This window comes from Stenotrophomonas sp. HMWF023 (assembly GCF_003060985.1).
GTDB classification, from domain to species: domain Bacteria; phylum Pseudomonadota; class Gammaproteobacteria; order Xanthomonadales; family Xanthomonadaceae; genus Stenotrophomonas; species Stenotrophomonas lactitubi.
Genome location: NZ_QAIJ01000258.1, coordinates 31,579 through 48,613, shown reverse-complemented (window position 1 = coordinate 48,613; position 17,035 = coordinate 31,579). Strand labels below are relative to the sequence as shown.

Below are 17,035 nucleotides of genomic sequence, written 5' to 3'. Positions count from 1 at the left end.
TGCTGCGCAGTCAGCTGCGTGCAGTCAACACGCGCCACTAACATCCCGCTGCGCAGCCACGTCTAGGGTGGAATGCAACCGGGGCCCCTGCCCCGGGTTGGAGCCGACCATGCAAGCGCATGCGGTACGTCCTCCCAGCGACCCGGCCCTGGCCGCGATCTGGGACCGACTGCAGCAGCAATACGCACTGCACCAGCGCAGTGCCTCGTTCTGGAGCGCCTACCAGGACATGCAGCAGGATCTGCTGCTCGATCATACCCGCGACCTGGTGCGCCTGTGCAATGCGATGGCCGGCATGGCCGAACGCCTGGGTGCGGTTGAACACGCACAGCTACTGCGCCATCGCCACGCTGGCTGCACATCGCGCTGACGCGGCATGCACCACCGTCCGGGCCACACTGTAACGGGCCCCCACTCCCTTTCACCTTCAACCGATTGGATCGTCATGCACGCTGAAGTTCCCGCCATTCCCCCTGTCATCAATGTCGATGCGGAGCTGGATTACTGGCGCCGCCAGCACGCCGATGGCGCACTCGCGCACACTTCGTTCGGCACCTATGTGCCGTGGATCAAGTTCGCCTGTGATTCGCTGATCACCCAGCCACGCGCCAGCAATGCCCAGCGCGATGAGCTGTTCCAGACCCAGTACGCCCTGCAGATCATGCCGCGCCTGACCGAAGCGCAGGCCCGCGAATTCGTCGAACGCTGCTGGCAGCACGTCTACCTGGCCAGCCCGGTGCGCAGCCAGGAAGCGCCGCGCCTGCGCGCCTGAGCCCACGCTCGACTGCACGGCACCTGCACGGCCACGTGCCGATGATCGTCGTCATTCCAGTGGAACGATGACGATGAGCGCAAGGAACCTGTTCAATACGATCGCCAAGAAGGCCGCGGCCGCCACCGGCTCGCCGTGGACCTTCCTGGCTGCGGTGGCGGTCGTCGTGCTGTGGGGCATCAGCGGCCCGATATTCAAGTTCAACGATACCTGGCAGCTGGTGATCAACACCGGCACCACGATCATCACCTTCCTGATGGTGTTCCTGATCCAGCACACGCAGAACTCGGACACGGCGGCGATGCAGATCAAGCTGGATGAACTGATCCGCGCCACCGCCGAGGCCAACAACGAATTGCTGGACCTGGAAGAGCTGGACGAACAGCGTCTGGAAGAGATCCGCGCCGAGTACGAGAAGATGGCGCGCGAGGCCGGCGACGCGCTGACGCGGGTACGCGCCTGCCGCACCGAGCGGCGGGATGACGAAGCGGTGTGACGCTGGCAACGCTCACCGGGCATTGTCCGGCGCCCCCGGAATTCTGACCCTCTGGTAGCGCCGGGCCATGCCCGGCGAGCGCGAAGCGCGGTCTGCTTCAGGCGCCCTGAATGTCGGGCGGAAGAGCCACTGAGGATGGCCCGGCGCTAGCGGAGTGTCCACATACGGATGGCGCTCCGCCTGCGCGCAGACTGGAGGATCCCCACAAGAATCAGTGGCGATTACCGATACGGGCAGACACGCTGTTCCCACAGACTGGCTTCATGTCCAGTCGTCATCTCGCCCGTGGCCGCGATTCCCGGGTCGATAGCTGCTATGTGCTCACCACTGTCGTACGGCAGCGGCGTCGGGTTTTCGAAGACCCCGACCATGCCGCATGCCTGCTGGAAGCGTTGCGGTTCGTGGAAAGTGCAGGCATGAGCCACTCCTATGCCTGGGTCATCATGCCCGATCATCTCCACTGGCTGGTGCAACTGCGCAGTGGAACGCTTGCCCGACTGATGGGAACGGTGAAGTCACGCAGCAGCCGACAGTTGGGGCAACAGTTCGGCGTGGATACACCGCTTTGGCAGCCCAGCTACTTCGACCATGCGGTGCGTCATGAGAAAGCCTTGAGGCGTCACGCTCTCTACATCCTGGGCAATCCCATCCGGGCGGGACTCACCGACTAGTTGGATGAGTATCCATTTGCGTGGTGCCGCTGGCCAATCCGGTAGCGCCGGGCCATGCCCGGTGAGCGCGCAGCGCGGTCTGCTTCAGGCGCCCTGAATATCGGATGGAAGAGCCGCCGGGCATGGCCCGGCGCTACCGGAATCAGCGCGGCTTACCCGCGCTCGTGCCAGCCGCCGCCCAGCACCTTGTACAGCGTGATGCGGTTGGACTGCTGCGCCAGCTGCGTCTGCAACTGTGTCTGCTGCGCGTTGTAGGCGGTACGACGTGCATCCAGCAGGGTGACGAAGCTGTCCAGGCCGGCGTCATAGCGCGCCTGAGACAGGCGGTTGGCCTGCTCGGCCGCTTCCACCAGGCGCTGCTGCGAGGCTGCCTGCTCATCCAGGCTGACATTCAATGCCAGCGCATCAGCGGTTTCACGGAAACCGCTCTGGATCGATTTTTCGTACTGCGCCAGCGCGATATCACGATCGGCGTTGGCCACCGCCAGGTTCGCACGCAGCTTGCCGCCCTGGAAGATCGGCAAAGTGATCTTCGGCAGGAAGCTCCACACCCGCGTGCCGCTGTCGAACAGGCCGGACAATTCACCCGAACCACTGCCGATGCTGCCGGTCAGCGAGATGCTGGGGAAGAACGCAGCGCGCGCGGCACCGATGTTGGCATTGGCCGCCAGCAGCTGATGTTCCGCCGCCATGATGTCCGGGCGCTGCAGCAGCACGTCGCTGGGCAGGCCGGCCGGTGGCGGTGCCAGCGCAAGCACCTGGGGCGCGATGCTGTCCGGCAGCAGCGACGGATCCAACTGGCCACCGGCCAGCAGCGCCAGCGCGTTGCGGTCCTGGGCCAGCTGCCCACGCAGACGCGCGGCATCGGTGCGCGCGGTCTCGACCAAGGTGCGGGTCTGGGTCAGTTCCAGTGCGGAACTGCCACCACGCTCATGGCGTGCTTCGGCCAGACGCAGCGAATCCTCATAGGTCTTCACCGTCGCTTCGGCGATCGCCAGGCGCTGCTGGTCGGCGCCGTAGGTCAACCAGGCGGTAGCGGTCTCGGCCACCAGGCTCAGCTGCGCGTTGCGGCGGTTGGCAGCTACAGCGAAGTACTGCTGCAGCGCGGCTTCGCTCAGGTTGCGCACGCGGCCGAACAGGTCCAGTTCGAACTCGGCCACGCCGACGCCCGCGCTGAACTGCTCGGTCACCGGCACGTCGCCACCGCGGCGGTCCATCTGCCCGGTCACGGCCACGCCTGGTACCCGGTCAGCGCGCTGCACGCGGTACTGGCCGCGCGCCTTCTCGACGTTGAGCACGGCCACGCGCAGGTCGCGGTTGTTGTCCAGCGCCTGGCCGATCACCTGCTGCAGGCGCTCATCGGTGAAGAAGTCGCGCCAGCCGACCGCGGCCGCATCGGCCACTTCGCCCTGTGCGGCTTCCGCCGGCCACTGCGACGGAATGGCCGGGGCCACTGCAGTGTTCTTCGGCGCCAGGGTGCCGCACGCGCTGAGCGCCAGCGCGGTGGCGAGGGATACTGCAAGAGAAGAGAATTTCATAGCGACACCTTGGGGGTCACGGTGGTAGCGCCGGGCATGGCCCGGCGCTACCGGTTGTCATCACTCGGTGGCTTTGCGCTTCTTGAACACGCGCTGCACCACGACGAAGAACAGCGGCACGAAGAACACGCCGAGCACGGTGCCAACCACCATGCCGCCGAGCACGCCGGTGCCGATCGCCTGCTTGGCGCCGGAGCCGGCACCGCTGGAGATCGCCAGCGGCAGCACGCCCATGCCGAAGGCCAGCGAGGTCATGATGATCGGGCGCAGACGGTCGCGGACCGCGTGCATCGTCGCTTCGATCAGCCCCGCGCCCTTCTCCAGATGCTCCTTGGCGAACTCGACGATCAGGATCGCGTTCTTGCTGGTCAGGCCCACCGTGGTCAGCATCGCCACCTGGAAATAGATGTCGCGCTCCATGCCACGGAAGGTATTGGCCAGCACCGCACCGAGGATGCCCAGCGGCGCCACCAGCAGCACCGAGGTCGGCACGCTCCAGCTTTCGTACAACGCGGCAAGACACAGGAACACGATCATCAGCGACAGCGTGTACAGCAGCGGCGTCTGCGAGCCCGCCTGGCGCTCCTGGTAGGACATCGCCGTCCACTCGACGCCGAAGCCCGCCGGCAACTGCTTGGCCAGCTGTTCGATCTCGGCCATGGCATCACCGGACGCCACGCCCGGGGCCGGTTCGCCCTGGATTTCGGTGGCCGACACGCCGTTGTAGCGTTCCAGGCGCGGCGAACCGTAGTCCCACTGCTTGCTGGCGAAGGCGCTGAACGGAACCATCTCACCCTTGTCGTTCTTCACCGACCAGAGATCGAAGTCCTCCGGCACCATGCGGAACGGCTGGTCAGCCTGCACGAACACGCGCTTGACGCGGCCGCGATCGATGAAGTCATCGATGTACGAGCTGCCCCACGCGGTGGCCAGGGTGGTGTTGATCTGGTCGATCGACAGGCCCAGCGAGCTGGCCTTGGCCACATCGATATCGATGCGGAACTGCGGAGTGTCTTCCTGGCCGTTCGGACGCACGTTGGCCAGCTTCTTGCTGCCGGCCGCCAGGCCGAGCAGCTGGTCGCGGGCCGCAAGCAATGCCTCATGACCCTGGCCGCTGTTGTCCTTCAGGAAGAAGGTGTAACCCGAGGCCGTACCCAGTTCCGGAATGGCCGGCGGCGGGAAGGCAAAGATGAAAGCATCTTTGATCTGCCCCAGTGCAGCCATCGCACGTCCGGTGATCGGCATCACGCCGTTGTCGGCGTCACGCTCGCTCCAGTCCTTCAGCTTGACGAAGGCCATGCCCGCGTTCTGGCCCATGCCGGCGAAGCTGAAGCCCTGCACCGAGAACACCGATTCGACGGCACCCTTCTCGTTTTCCATGAAGTGCTTTTCGAGCGCGGCGATCGATTCCAGCGTGCGCTCCTGGGTTGCACCGACCGGTGCCTGCACCAGCGCCATCAGCACGCCCTGGTCTTCGTTGGGCAGGAACGAGCTGGGCAGGCGCACGAACAGCACGCCCATCAGCAGGAACAGCGCGGCCACGATGCCCATGAACCGCCACGGGCGATGCAGGATGCCGCGCACGCCGCGCTGGTAGCTTTCGCTGGTACGGTCGAAGCCGCGGTTGAAGCCGTTGAAGAAGCGACCCGACCAGCCCTTGTGGGCGACGTGGTGCTCGCCCTTCTTCAGCGGCTTGAGCATGGTCGCGCACAGCGCCGGGGTCAGCACGATGGCCACCAGCACCGACAATGCCATCGCCGACACGATCGTCGCCGAGAACTGCCGGTAGATCACACCGGTGGAGCCGCTCATGAAGGCCATCGGCACGAACACCGCCGACAGCACCAGGCCGATACCCACCAGCGCACCGGTGATCTGGCTCATCGACTTGCGGGTGGCTTCCAGCGGCGACAGGCCCTCCTCGGACATGATGCGCTCGACGTTCTCCACCACCACGATGGCATCGTCCACCAGCAGACCGATCGCCAGCACCATCGCGAACATGGTCAGCATGTTCACCGAGAAGCCCAGCACCGACAGCACACCGAAGGTACCCAGCAGCACCACCGGTACGGCGATGGTCGGGATCAGGGTGGCGCGGAAGTTCTGCAGGAACAGGTACATCACCACGAACACCAGCACGATCGCTTCGAGCAGGGTCTGCACCACGCCCTTGATCGACACGCGCACGAACGGGGTGGTGTCGTACGGGATCTCGGCCTTCAGGCCGGCCGGGAAGAAGCCTTCCAGTTCCTTCAGGGTTTCATCGACACCGGCAGCGGTATCCAGCGCGTTGGCGCCGGTGGCCAGGGTGACCGCCAGGCCGCTGGCCGGCTGACCGTTGTAGCGGGTGACGAAGTCGTACGACTCGGCACCCAGCTCGACGCGGGCAACATCGCCCAGGCGCAGTTCGGCACCGTCCTGCGCACCGCGCACGATGATGTTGCGGAACTGTTCCGGGGTCTGCAGGCGCGACTGCGCGTTGATGGTGGCGTTGAGCTGCTGGCCCTTCACCGACGGCGCACCACCCAGCTGGCCGATGGCCACCTGCGCGTTCTGTGCCTTCACCGCAGCAACCACTTCCGGCACCGACATGCCGTAGGTGTGCAGCTTGTTCGGGTCCAGCCAGATGCGCATGGCGTACTTGCCACCGAACACCTGGATGTTGCCCACGCCCGGCACGCGGCTGAGACGGTCCACGACATTGGAACCGACGTAGTCGGCGATGTCGTTGGCATCCATGCTGCCGTCTTCGGACACGAACGCGATGACGTTCAGGAAGCCCGAGCTGGACTTGGCCACGTTGATGCCCTGCCGCTGCACTTCCTGCGGCAGCAGCGGCATCGCCAGCTGCAGCTTGTTCTGCACCTGCACCTGGGCGATGTCAGGGTTGGTACCGCTCTCGAAGGTCAGGGTGATGGTGGCCTGGCCGTTGGACGAGCTGTTGGAGGAGAAGTAGATAAGGCCATCAAGGCCCTTCATGTTCTGCTCGATGATCTGCGTCACCGAGTCTTCGACCACCTTGGCCGAAGCACCCGGGTAGCTGGCGCTGATTTCCACCGCCGGCGGTGCGACGTTGGGGTACATCGAGATCGGCAGCTTGAACAGGGCCAGGCCGCCGGCGAGCATGATGATGATCGCGATGACCCACGCGAAGATGGGTCGATCGATGAAGAAACGTGCCATGGGGTTCTCCGCTTACTTCGCGCCTGCGGCCGCAGCTGCAGGTTGGGCGGCGGCCGGCTTGGCCGGGGCGACGCCCTGTTCGGTGGCATTCACGGGCATGCCCGGGCCGATTTTCTGCAGGCCTTCGACGATGACCTTGTCACCGGCCTTCAGGCCGTCCTCGACCAGCCACTTGTCGCCGACGGTGCGGCTGACCTTGACCGGGCGCACTTCGACCTTGTTGTCCTTGCCGACCACCATCGCGCTGGTATCGCCCTTCGGATCGCGGGCGATGCCCTGCATCGGCACCAGCACCGCATCGCTGCGCACACCGCCGCCGATCACCGCGCGCACGTACATGCCCGGCATCAGCAGGCCGTCGGGGTTGTCGACCTTGACCCGCAGGGCGAAGCTGCCGGTGGCCGGATCGACGCTGACTTCGGAGAACTCCAGCGTGCCCTTGTGTTCGAAGGTGCTGCCGTCTTCCATCAGGATGCTGACCGGTGTCTGCTGGTTGTCCTGCAGGCGGCCGGCGGCCAGTTCGCGGCGCAGCTGCAGCAGCTCGGCCGACGACTGGGTGAGGTCGACGTAGATCGGGTCCAGCTGCTGCACGGTCGCCAGCGCAGTGGCCTGGCCGGCGCTGACCAGCGCGCCCTGGGTGACGCTGGACTTGCCGATGCGGCCGCTGATCGGCGCGGTGATGCGCGCATAACCGAGGGTCACGTTGGCGGCATCCAGTGATGCCTTGGCGGCGCCGACATCGGCCTCGGCCTGCTTCTGCGCGGCCACGGCGTTTTCCAGATCCTGCTGGCTGACCGCGTCGACCTTGGCCAGCTCGGTGATGCGCTTGGCGCTCAGTCGGGCCGCATTGGCGGTGGCTTCGGCGCGGGCCAGCTGCGCACGTGCGCTGTTGGCCTGGGCGCGATAGCTGGCGTCTTCGATCTGGTACAGCGGCTCGCCGGCCTTGACCATCCCACCCTCGGTGAACAGGCGCTTGGCGACGATGCCGTTGACCTGCGGGCGCACTTCGGCCACCAGGAAGGCATTGGTGCGGCCCGGCAGCTCACGGGTCAGGCCGACGGTTTCGGATTTCAGCGTGACCACGCTGACCTGGCCCGGCCCCTGTTCGGGCGCCTGGGGTTGGCCGCCGCAGGCAGCGACGGTGGCAGCGATCGCCAGCGACAACGCGAAGGGTCGGATTCGGCTCAGCAACATGATGGGAATGGCTCTTGAAGGGAGGGATCTCAGCAGGTGCTGATACGACGGACCCTCCCCTTGCAGGAGTGAAGACCGCGCGAACAGCGCCCACCCGGGTGGAGTGGGAGCCAGGGCAGGCCTGCCACGCACACGACGGGAATGATGGGAAGGAAATATACATACATGCGTGTTTGTTTGTAAAGCGGTACAATTCAGCCACGTTTCACCTGCACCCGTACCCGCTCATGGCCCGCAAGACCAAAGAGGACACCCAGGCAACCCGCGAAGGCATCCTGGATGCCGCCGAAGCCTGTTTTCACGAACACGGCGTGGCCCGCACCACGCTGGAGATGATCGGTGCCCGCGCCGGCTATACCCGCGGCGCCGTGTACTGGCACTTCAAGAACAAGGGCGAGGTGCTGACCGCGATCGTCGAGCGGGTGCACCTGCCCTTCATGCAGGAGCTGGAGCGTACCTCCACCGACCAGCGCGACACGCCGGTGCATGACCTGCGCGCGGTGATGATCCACTCGTTCATCGAGCTGTCCGAGGACGAGCGCCTGCGCAAGACCATGGAGATCATGCTGCGCAGCGATGCCTCAGCCGACACCAGGGTGCTGACCGAACTGCAGCAGAGCGGTTTCCGCGACGCCCTGGACCGGATGGAACGTGCCCTGCGCCGTGCACAGGACCTGGGCCAGCTGCGCGACGGCGCCGACCCGAAGATCGCCGCGCGCATGCTGCACGCCACCGTGCTCGGCGTGCTGCACGGGGCGATGGTCGAGCCGGACCTGATGGACCTCAAGCGCGATGGCATGCTGGCGCTGGACATGACCCTGGCCGCCTACGTGAAGGAAGGCGTGTTCGTACCGGGTTCGGTGCCGGAGCCGCTGCCGGAGGCTATGCCGGACCGGTAGACGCCGACCTTGGTCGGCGGGCCCTTCGTGTGCCGACCAAGGTCGGCAACTACCAGGGCGCCCCTCTTCGCAAAAAAAAAGCCGCCTTTCGGCGGCCTTTTCGCATTCCCGGTTACAGGATGTAACGGCTCAGGTCCGGGTCCTGCACCAGCTCACCCAAGTGCGCATCGACATAGGTGCTGTCGATGGCCAGGGTTTCACCATCGCGGTCCGGTGCTTCGTAGCTGAGCGAATCCAGCAGGCGCTCCAGCACGGTGTGCAGACGGCGCGCACCGATGTTCTCCTGGCGCTCGTTCACCTGGAACGCGATCTCGGCCAGGCGGTCGATGGCATCGGTGGTGAAGCTGACCTTGACGCCTTCGGTGGCCAGCAGCGCTTCGTACTGCTTGGTCAGCGCAGCCTTCGGTTCGGTCAGGATGCGCACGAAATCCGCCTTGCTCAGCGCACCCAGCTCCACGCGGATCGGGAAGCGGCCCTGCAGCTCGGGGATCAGGTCGCTGGGCTTGGCCAAGTGGAACGCACCCGATGCGATGAACAGGATGTGGTCGGTCTTGATCGTGCCGTACTTGGTGGACACGTTGGAACCTTCCACCAGCGGCAGCAGATCGCGCTGCACGCCTTCGCGCGAGACATCACCGCCAGACGAGCCTGCATCACCCCGCTTGGCGACCTTGTCGATCTCGTCGATGAACACGATGCCGTGCTGCTCGCAGGCTTCGATCGCGGCAGTGCGGATATCGTCCTCGTTGACCAGCTTGCCGGCTTCTTCTTCCTGCAGCAGCGGGCGCGCGGCCTTGATGGTCAGCGTGCGCTTGTGCGCCTTGGCGCCACCACCGAGGTTGGCGAACATCGACTTCAGCTGCTGGCCCATTTCCTCCATGCCCGGCGGGGTCATGATGTCCATGCTGACGTTGGCGGTCAGGTCGAGCTCGATCTCGCGATCATCCAGCTCCCCGTTGCGCAGCATCTTGCGGAACTTGATGCGGGTCTCGTTGTCCTGCGCCGACGGTTCGTTGCGCGCAGCTTCCGGGTCGAAGCCAATGCCACCGCTGCGGCGCGGCAGCAGCGCGTCGAGGATGCGGTCTTCGGCGCGCTCTTCGGCCTGCGTGCGCACGCGCACCTTGGCCTGCTCGCGGTAGAGCTTGACGGCGGTATCGGCCAGGTCGCGGATGATCTGCTCGACGTCCTTGCCGACGTAGCCGACTTCGGTGAAGCGGGTCGCTTCGACCTTGACGAACGGCGCGTTGGCCAGCGTGGCCAGGCGGCGCGCGATCTCGGTCTTGCCGACGCCGGTCGGGCCGATCATCAGGATGTTCTTGGGCATGACCTCGTTGCGCAGCTCGGGCTGCAGCTGCATGCGGCGCCAGCGGTTGCGCAGTGCGATGGCGACCGCGCGCTTGGCGTCATGCTGGCCGACGATGTGCCGGTCCAGTTCCTGCACGATCTCGCGCGGGGTCATGGTGGCGGAGGAAACTTCGATCTTGTGCGGCATGGGTGTGCTCACGGATTCGTTGTCGGTAGCGCCGGGCCATGCCCGGCGGATCGGGAATGCCTGTGACGGTTCCCCGTCACAGCTCCTCGACCACCACGTTGCGGTTGGTGTAGATGCAGATGTCGCCGGCGATGTTGATCGCTTCACTGGCGATGGTGCGTGCGTCCAGTTCGGTGTGCGCCATCAGCGCGCGCGCAGCGGACAGCGCATACGAACCACCGGAACCGATGGCGATGATGCCGTCCTCCGGCTCGATCACATCGCCGGTGCCGCTGATGATCAGCGAGGTTTCCTTGTCGGCCACCGCCAGCAGGGCTTCAAGCTTGCCAAGGCGACGCTCGGTGCGCCAATCCTTGGCCAGTTCCACCGCAGCGCGCTGCAGCTGGCCGTGTTTTTCCAGCTTGGCTTCGAACAGCTCGAACAGGGTGAAGGCATCGGCGGCGGCACCGGCGAAGCCGGCCAGCACCTGGCCATCACGGCCGAGGCGGCGGACCTTGCGTGCGTTGCCCTTCATCACCGTGTGGCCGAGGGTGACCTGGCCGTCGCCGGCAATGGCCACGTGCTCGCCGCGACGAACGCAGACGATGGTGGTGGCGTGGAAAACGGTGGGATTCTGACTGGGGTCCATGCGGCCTCCGATAGCTGTTCACGGGACATGGGGACAGCCGCCGAAGCGATCAAGCCCGTGCCGATAGCTGCCGTTCAGCGCTTGGCCTGCGAAGGGCGGTCCGGATTCGGCTCAATGCCCCATGCCACGTACCAGTCTTCGCCCTGAGTTTCGATGGGGTGCTGGGTGCGGCCCGAGCCGTTGCCACAGGCCAGTGCGTCGGCGGCGCAGTAACGGTCGCAGCCCCAGCAGATGCGCTCGGGGTGCTTGGGACGCAGCGGAATGGGCTTTGCCATGGTCGGCATCTCCTCGTGGCCTGCGGCCACGATGCGCCGGTCGTCCCTACGCTGCCCTGATCCAGATCAAGCGGCAGTCGTTCCGGTAGCGCCGGGCCATGCCCGGCGGCTGTGCGATCCATGTGTCGTGCATGCGACGCAGCCCGCGCTGCGCGCTCGCCGGGCATGGCCCGGCGCTACTCCCCCTTGTCGGCCGGGTTTTTGCGTCGTTTCGCGCGCGGGTGCGCGGCATCGTAGACCTTGGCCAGGTGCTGGAAATCCAGGTGCGTGTAGATCTGCGTGGTGGCGATGTCGGCATGGCCGAGCAGTTCCTGCACACCGCGCAGGTCGCCGGAGGATTCCAGGATGTGGCTGGCGAAACTGTGCCGCAGCATGTGCGGGTGCACGTGCTTGAACAGGCCTTGGCGCTGCGCCAGCTGGCGGATGCGGATCTGCACCGCGCGCTGGCTGATCGGCCCGTTGCGGCCGGGGAAAACCGGTGTGGCGGCACCACCGCCGCTTTCACTGCGCCAGGTCAGCAGCGCCTCACGTGCCGGCTTTCCGAAGGGAACGCGACGTTGCCGGTTGCCCTTGCCCATCACGTTGACCAGGCCACTGGCGAAATCCAGATCGCGCCAGGTCAGCGCGCAGACTTCGCTCAAGCGCAGGCCGGAGGAATAGAACAGTTCCAGCAGCGCGCGGTCACGACGACCCAGCTCGCCTTCCGGTTCCAGTTCAACCAGCTGCACGGCTTCGTCGGCGTCGAGTACCTGCGGCAATCGTCTCGGTGCACGCGGCGCCTTCAGCGTCGCTGCCGGGCTGGCCTCGATACGGCCATGCTTGAGCAGCCAGGCGTAGAAGCTGCGGCAGGCCGACAGCCTACGCTGCAGGCTCTTGGCCGACAGGCCACGGCGGTGTTCGTCGGCAACGAACTGGCGCACCGCGTCGGTATCCAGCGCCTCCACGGCCACGCCGCGGGGTTCGGCCCACACCGACAATGCGTCCAGGTCGCGGCGGTAGGCATCGAGCGTATGCGCCGACATCCGCCGCTCCACCTGCAGGTGCTGCAGGAACGCCTGCACCGCGCTCATCGTCGTCGTTTCCCGCTCAATCCGCGAAGCGCTTGAGCCCGGTCACCAGGGCCTCGCCCATCATCCGCAGGAACAGCGTGCCCATGCCGGGATAGAAACGGTTCGGATCATGGCTGCCCACCGCGATCAGGCCAACGCCCGGCAACGGCAGCAGCGCGGTGGTCTGCACTTCCTCGCTGCGCGCGCCGTACAGCACCGCGTTCTTGTCGCTGTGCAGGCGGCCACAGATCGGCTCGCCATCCTTCAGGCAGTCGCGGAACGGGCCCAGCTGCGCATCATCGGCAGCCAGCACCTGCAGCCACTCGGCCTGCTCCAGCCCGGCCACCGGCGCATGCACGACCAGCCGCACCAGATCGCCGGCGAAATCTTCCTGCAGCGACGCCGCCATCGCGCGCAGCGTGTCGGCGGCGTTGTCCTGCTTCATCAGGGCCAGGGTGAGCTGATGCGTGCGCACCGCCAGCCGCTCGTTGACCTGCGCGGTCGCGCCCAGGTCGGCCAACCGTCGCGCCAGCTCGCGGTTCTTCTCGCGCAGCACTTCCAGCTGGTAGCTGGCCAGCGATGCGGTCGGGCCGTCATCGCGTGGCACCACCAGGGTCAGCGCCAGGTCCGGGAACTGCTTGAGGAAGCCCGGATGACGCCGCAACCAGGCGGCGACTTCATGGGCACCGAGCTTGTCGACGGTCTCAGTCATGCGATCCACTCCCCTTCGAAGACGAATGCGGTCGGGCCCGCCATCACCACCGGCTGGCCATCGCCCGGCCACTGGATGCGCAGGTCGCCACCAGGCAGGCTGATGCGCGCATCGCGCTGCAGGCGGCCGCGATGCATCAGGGTCACCGCAGCCGCGCAGGCGCCACTGCCGCAGGCCAGGGTTTCACCCACGCCGCGCTCGAACACGCGCAGGCGCACATGTTCCGGGCCCATCACCTGCGCGAAGCCCACGTTCACCGACTTCGGGAACGAGGCATGCTGCTGCAGCAATCCGCCCACGCGCTCGACCGGTGCGGCGTCGACCAGGCCGACTTCGATCACCGCATGCGGATTGCCCATCGACACCGCCGCGAAGCGCACGGTCTCGCCCTGCAGTGGCAGCAGGTACTCCTCGCGCGGGTGGGCGAAGCCGATCAGCGGCACCTGCGCCGGTTCGAACAACGGCACGCCCATCGCCACCGCGTACTGGCCATCGCCGAGGACGTCCACGGCGTGGCTGGCCAGCGGGCTGTCGATCACGAAGTGATCGCCCTGCGCACTACCTTCGCGCACCAGCCAGGCAGCGATGCAGCGCGCGCCGTTGCCGCACTGCTCGGAATTGGAACCATCGGCGTTCCAGATGCGGTACGAGGCGACGGAGCCTTCGGCGCGCGGTGGCTCGATGGTCAGGATCTGGTCGCAGCCGACGCCGGTATGGCGGTCGGCCAGGCGCGCGGCCAGTTCCGGGGTAGGCGGCGGAGTGCCGTCGCGCAGGTCGATCACTACGAAATCGTTGCCCGCGCCGTGCATCTTGCTGAAGCGCAGGCCGTTGGAACCGGCCTTACTCATTCCCGTCGTCCACCTTCTTGACCGGATCCGGGGTTACCGACGGACTGCCGTCGCCGGTGTTCTGGGTGGCAGCAGGCGTGGCGTCGGCATCAGCGGCCGGTTCGACGGTTTCTTCCACCGGTACCGGCTTCTGCGGCAGCACCAGCGGGCCCTTGTTGCCGCACGCGGCGAGGAACAGCAGCGAGGCCGCTGCCAGCGGAATCAGGATGACATTGCGATGGGGGATGTTCATGCCCCGAGTATAGCCATTGGCGGCTGAGCGGTTGGTGCAGGGTGCCGCGCCACGCATCCGCCGGGCATGGCCCGGCGCTACCGCATCCCGGCACCGTGGTAGCGCCGGGCCATGCCCGGCGGCAGAGATCAATCGGCCGGTGGCAGCGGACGGGTCCACAGCCAGATCGCCACCACGGTCATGCTGCCGATGGAGAACCACTTGACCCAGGCCACCGGCACGCACCACAGCATGATGCCGGCACACACCGCCATGGTGATCGTGGCCATCCATTTGCCGTAGCGGCTGACCGCACCATGTGCCTGCCAGTTGGCGATGGCCGGGCCGAAGCGCGGGTGCTGCAGCAGCCAGCGGTGCAGGCGCTCGGAGCCGCGCGAGGCGGCCCAGGCCGAGATCAGGATGAATACGGTGGTGGGCAGCCCCGGCACGAAGATGCCGACGATGCCGGTGCCCAGGCTGGCATAGGCCAGCAGCCACCACGCCCAACGGAACCGCACCGGCCGGGTGGGCGCTGGCAGGTCCTTGCTGGCGGGCGGTTCGGGCAGGCTCATCGCGCAAGGATACCCAGCGCAGGTGGCGGCGGCGATATCACCGCCGCCACGATGCGTCATTCCGTCGCAGCGCCGGCAGCGGGCGTTTCGATGCCCAGCTGCTGCAGCACGAACGCATACGACTCGGACAGTTCGCGGTAACGCTGGAAGCGCCCGGACTTGCCGCCGTGGCCGGCTTCCATGTTGGTGCGGAACAGGATCGGGAAGTGGCCGGTGTTGTCGTCACGCAGCTTGGCCACCCACTTGGCCGGCTCCCAGTACTGCACCTGCGAATCCCACAGGCCGGTACCCACGAACAGCGACGGATAGGCCTGTTTTTTCACGTTGTCGTAGGGCGAGTAGGACAGCATGTACTCGTAGTACGGCTTCTGCTCGGGGTTGCCCCACTCGTCGTACTCGTTGGTGGTCAGCGGGATGGTCGGGTCGAGCATGGTGGTGACCACGTCCACGAACGGCACCTGCGCCACCAGCACGCGGTAGTCCTGTGGCGCCTGGTTGGCGATGGCGCCCATCAGCAGGCCACCGGCGCTGCCACCGGACGCGGCGACACGATCCTTCGCCGCCCAGCCCTGTGCCACCAGGCCACGGGTGACGTCGATGAAGTCGTTGAAGGTGTTCTGCTTGTGCAGCAGCTTGCCGTTCTCGTACCAGTCGCGGCCCATTTCCTGGCCACCGCGGATGTGGGCGATGGCATACACCACGCCACGGTCGAGCAGGCTCACCGCGGTCTGGTTGAAGTACGGGTCCATCGACATGCCGTAGCTGCCGTAGGCGTACTGGAACAGCGCGCCGGTGCCATCCTTCTGGTAGCCCTTGCGATAGACCAGCGACACCGGCACCTTGACCCCGTCGCGCGCGGTGATCCAGACGCGATCGGTTTCGTACTTCGATGCGTCATAGCCGATCACCGGCTGCTGCTTCAGCTGGCGACGCTCGCCGTTGGCGGTGTTCAGTTCGTACACCGTGGTCGGCGTGGTCATCGAGGTGTAGACGTAGCGCAGCCACGTGGTGTCAGCCTCGGTGTTGTCGCCCAGGCCCATCGAATAGGCCGGTTCGTCAGCCTTCACGTAGTCGTTGCGACCGTCCTTGAACAGCAGGCGGATGCGCTCCAGGCCTTCGGAACGTTCGGCGATGGCGGTGTAGGTATCGAACAGTTCGAAGCCTTCGATGAACACCGCATCGTCATGGGCGATCCAGTCCTTCCACTGCGCGCGCGAGGTGGCATCGGTCGGTGCGGTCACCAGCTTGAAGTTCTTCGCACCATCGTTGGTGCGGATCACCCAGCGGCCGTCGTAGTGGTCGGCGTCGTACTCCACGTCGCGCTGGCGCGGGGCGAGCACGGTGAACGTGGTCGGGTCGCTGGCCGGCGCGTAGCGCTCTTCGGAGGACACGGTGCTGTGCACGCCGATGGTGATGAAGCGATCGTCGCGGGTGCGGCCGATGCCCATGTAAAAGCTGTCGTCCTTTTCTTCGTAGACGACGGTGTCGGCGCTGGCCGGGGTGCCCAGCACGTGCTTCTTCACCCGCACGGTCAGCAGGGTTTCCGGATCGTTCTCGACGTACAGCACGGTGCGGTTGTCATCGGCCCAGACCAGGTCACCGGAGGTGCCGGTGATCGTGTCCGGCAGCACCGCGCCGGTGCGCAGGTCCTTGAAGCGGATGATGTACTGGCGACGACCCACGTCATCGTCGGCCCAGGCCAGCAGCTGGTTGTCCTGGCTGACCTCCATCGAGCCGACGCTGAAATAGCCCTTGCCGGCAGCCATCGTGTTGACGTTGAGCAGGACTTCCTCCGGCGCGTCCATGCTGGCCTTGCGGCGCGCATGGATGGGATAGTCCTGGCCGGTTTCGTAGCGGCTGTAGTACCAGTAGCCGCGCTCGCGCGCCGGCACACTGGCATCGTCCTGCTTGATGCGGCCGACGATCTCGCCGTACAGCGCATCCTCCAGCGGCTTCAGCGGTGCCAGCAGCTGGTCGGCGTAGGCGTTCTCGGCCTGCAGGTAGGCCAGCATGGCCTTGTCCTCGCGCTTGTCGTCGCGCAGCCAGTAATAGTCATCGTTGCGGGTCGCGCCGAACGGCGCCTTGACCACGTGCGGACGCTTCTCAACATCCGGCGGAACGGGCGGGGTGGCGGCGGTAGCGGTGCTGGTCATCAGGCTCGCAAGCAACAGGCAGAGAGTGGATTTCATGAAATAAGGCTCCTTGATCGGCAATGCAATGGCGTCCTTGCGCCTGAGTCTGGGTTGCAGGGAGGCTGCGGGCAACCCTGCGGATCGTCACGGTGCGGCCGGCACTATCTGGACCGGCGGCGTACCATGTGGGCATGAGTACCCTGCCCCACACGCCGGGCTACAGCCGGCGCAGCCACGAAATCGCTCCCTTCCATGTGATGTCCCTGCTGGCCCGCGCGCAGGCGCTGGAACAGGCCGGTCACGATGTGATCCATCTGGAGATCGGCGAACCGGACTTCACCACCGCCGAGCCGGTCGTGC

Annotated in this window: 17 protein-coding genes and 1 pseudogene; 6 read left to right on the top strand and 12 right to left on the bottom strand. The window is 66.2% G+C overall.

The features are described from left to right. The first annotated feature begins 109 nt into the window (after positions 1 to 109). The 4 genes from DBR20_RS14620 (at position 110) to DBR20_RS14605 (ending at position 1,939) form a co-directional block, all read left to right on the top strand. Positions 110 to 370 carry a hypothetical protein gene (locus tag DBR20_RS14620; RefSeq protein ID WP_108266675.1) on the top strand — a complete coding sequence of 87 codons (261 nt, stop codon included), beginning with the start codon at positions 110 to 112 and terminating at the stop codon, positions 368 to 370. A 75-nt stretch (positions 371 to 445) separates the two neighbouring features. Continuing rightward, on the top strand, positions 446 to 772 hold the full coding sequence (locus DBR20_RS14615; protein WP_089236961.1) for a hypothetical protein: 327 nt from the start codon (positions 446 to 448) through the stop codon (positions 770 to 772). Positions 773 to 845: 73 nt separating this feature from the next. Next, the gene (locus DBR20_RS14610) at positions 846 to 1,268 is read left to right on the top strand and encodes a low affinity iron permease family protein (protein WP_108266674.1); all 423 of its coding nucleotides are present in this window, start codon (positions 846 to 848) and stop codon (positions 1,266 to 1,268) included. Positions 1,269 to 1,531: 263 nt separating this feature from the next. Beyond that, positions 1,532 to 1,939, top strand: a complete 408-nt coding sequence (locus tag DBR20_RS14605; RefSeq protein WP_108266673.1) for a transposase — start codon at positions 1,532 to 1,534, stop codon at positions 1,937 to 1,939. Between the two features lie 152 nt (positions 1,940 to 2,091). On the opposite strand, the gene smeF is transcribed toward DBR20_RS14605, so the two are convergent. From smeF to smeD, 3 genes are read right to left on the bottom strand one after another with little or no spacing between them, the layout of a single operon-like run. Next, positions 2,092 to 3,477 carry a multidrug efflux RND transporter outer membrane subunit SmeF gene (smeF, locus tag DBR20_RS14600; RefSeq protein ID WP_108266672.1) on the bottom strand — a complete coding sequence of 462 codons (1,386 nt, stop codon included), beginning with the start codon at positions 3,475 to 3,477 and terminating at the stop codon, positions 2,092 to 2,094. Positions 3,478 to 3,537: 60 nt separating this feature from the next. Continuing rightward, entirely contained in the window at positions 3,538 to 6,663 is a 3,126-nt protein-coding gene (gene smeE / locus DBR20_RS14595) for a multidrug efflux RND transporter permease subunit SmeE (RefSeq protein WP_108266671.1), read from the bottom strand. A gap of 12 nt (positions 6,664 to 6,675) precedes the next feature. Continuing rightward, complete coding sequence (gene smeD / locus DBR20_RS14590; RefSeq protein WP_089236968.1) at positions 6,676 to 7,857, bottom strand: multidrug efflux RND transporter periplasmic adaptor subunit SmeD; 1,182 nt, start codon at positions 7,855 to 7,857, stop codon at positions 6,676 to 6,678. Between the two features lie 227 nt (positions 7,858 to 8,084). Between smeD and smeT the strand changes: the two genes are divergently transcribed. Next, positions 8,085 to 8,756, top strand: a complete 672-nt coding sequence (gene smeT / locus DBR20_RS14585) for an efflux transporter SmeDEF transcriptional repressor SmeT (RefSeq protein WP_108266670.1) — start codon at positions 8,085 to 8,087, stop codon at positions 8,754 to 8,756. 112 nt (positions 8,757 to 8,868) lie between these two features. Here smeT and hslU read toward each other — a convergent pair whose 3' ends face one another. The 9 genes from hslU to DBR20_RS14540 all read right to left on the bottom strand — a co-directional run bounded on the left by hslU (position 8,869) and on the right by DBR20_RS14540 (position 16,732). Then, on the bottom strand, positions 8,869 to 10,248 hold the full coding sequence (gene hslU / locus DBR20_RS14580) for an ATP-dependent protease ATPase subunit HslU (RefSeq protein WP_108266669.1): 1,380 nt from the start codon (positions 10,246 to 10,248) through the stop codon (positions 8,869 to 8,871). A 76-nt stretch (positions 10,249 to 10,324) separates the two neighbouring features. Further along, positions 10,325 to 10,876, bottom strand: a complete 552-nt coding sequence (gene hslV, locus DBR20_RS14575; protein WP_025877284.1) for an ATP-dependent protease subunit HslV — start codon at positions 10,874 to 10,876, stop codon at positions 10,325 to 10,327. Positions 10,877 to 10,950: 74 nt separating this feature from the next. Further along, the gene (locus DBR20_RS14570; RefSeq protein WP_032976581.1) at positions 10,951 to 11,151 is read right to left on the bottom strand and encodes a DUF3079 domain-containing protein; all 201 of its coding nucleotides are present in this window, start codon (positions 11,149 to 11,151) and stop codon (positions 10,951 to 10,953) included. A gap of 176 nt (positions 11,152 to 11,327) precedes the next feature. Further along, positions 11,328 to 12,221, bottom strand: coding sequence for a tyrosine recombinase XerC (gene xerC / locus DBR20_RS14565; RefSeq protein WP_108266668.1), 894 nt, complete (start codon positions 12,219 to 12,221; stop codon positions 11,328 to 11,330). Positions 12,222 to 12,237: 16 nt separating this feature from the next. Next, positions 12,238 to 12,912 carry a DUF484 family protein gene (locus tag DBR20_RS14560; protein WP_025877290.1) on the bottom strand — a complete coding sequence of 225 codons (675 nt, stop codon included), beginning with the start codon at positions 12,910 to 12,912 and terminating at the stop codon, positions 12,238 to 12,240. Continuing rightward, positions 12,909 to 13,760 (bottom strand): diaminopimelate epimerase, encoded by an 852-nt coding sequence (gene dapF, locus DBR20_RS14555; protein ID WP_108266667.1) that lies wholly within the window; start codon positions 13,758 to 13,760, stop codon positions 12,909 to 12,911. Before dapF ends, DBR20_RS14560 begins: the two co-directional genes overlap by 4 nt. Then, positions 13,753 to 13,992 (bottom strand): lipoprotein, encoded by a 240-nt coding sequence (locus DBR20_RS14550; protein WP_108266666.1) that lies wholly within the window; start codon positions 13,990 to 13,992, stop codon positions 13,753 to 13,755. The genes dapF and DBR20_RS14550 overlap by 8 nt, the downstream gene beginning before the upstream one ends. A 128-nt stretch (positions 13,993 to 14,120) precedes the next feature. Next, positions 14,121 to 14,543 carry a YbaN family protein gene (locus DBR20_RS14545; protein WP_108266665.1) on the bottom strand — a complete coding sequence of 141 codons (423 nt, stop codon included), beginning with the start codon at positions 14,541 to 14,543 and terminating at the stop codon, positions 14,121 to 14,123. 56 nt (positions 14,544 to 14,599) lie between these two features. Then, a complete protein-coding gene (locus DBR20_RS14540; RefSeq protein ID WP_108266664.1) occupies positions 14,600 to 16,732 on the bottom strand; it encodes a S9 family peptidase in 2,133 nt (710 codons plus the stop codon). 134 nt (positions 16,733 to 16,866) lie between these two features. On the opposite strand from DBR20_RS14540, the pseudogene DBR20_RS14535 reads away from it, so the two are divergent. Further along, a pseudogene (locus DBR20_RS14535) lies at positions 16,867 to 17,035 on the top strand (aminotransferase); the annotation flags it as partial.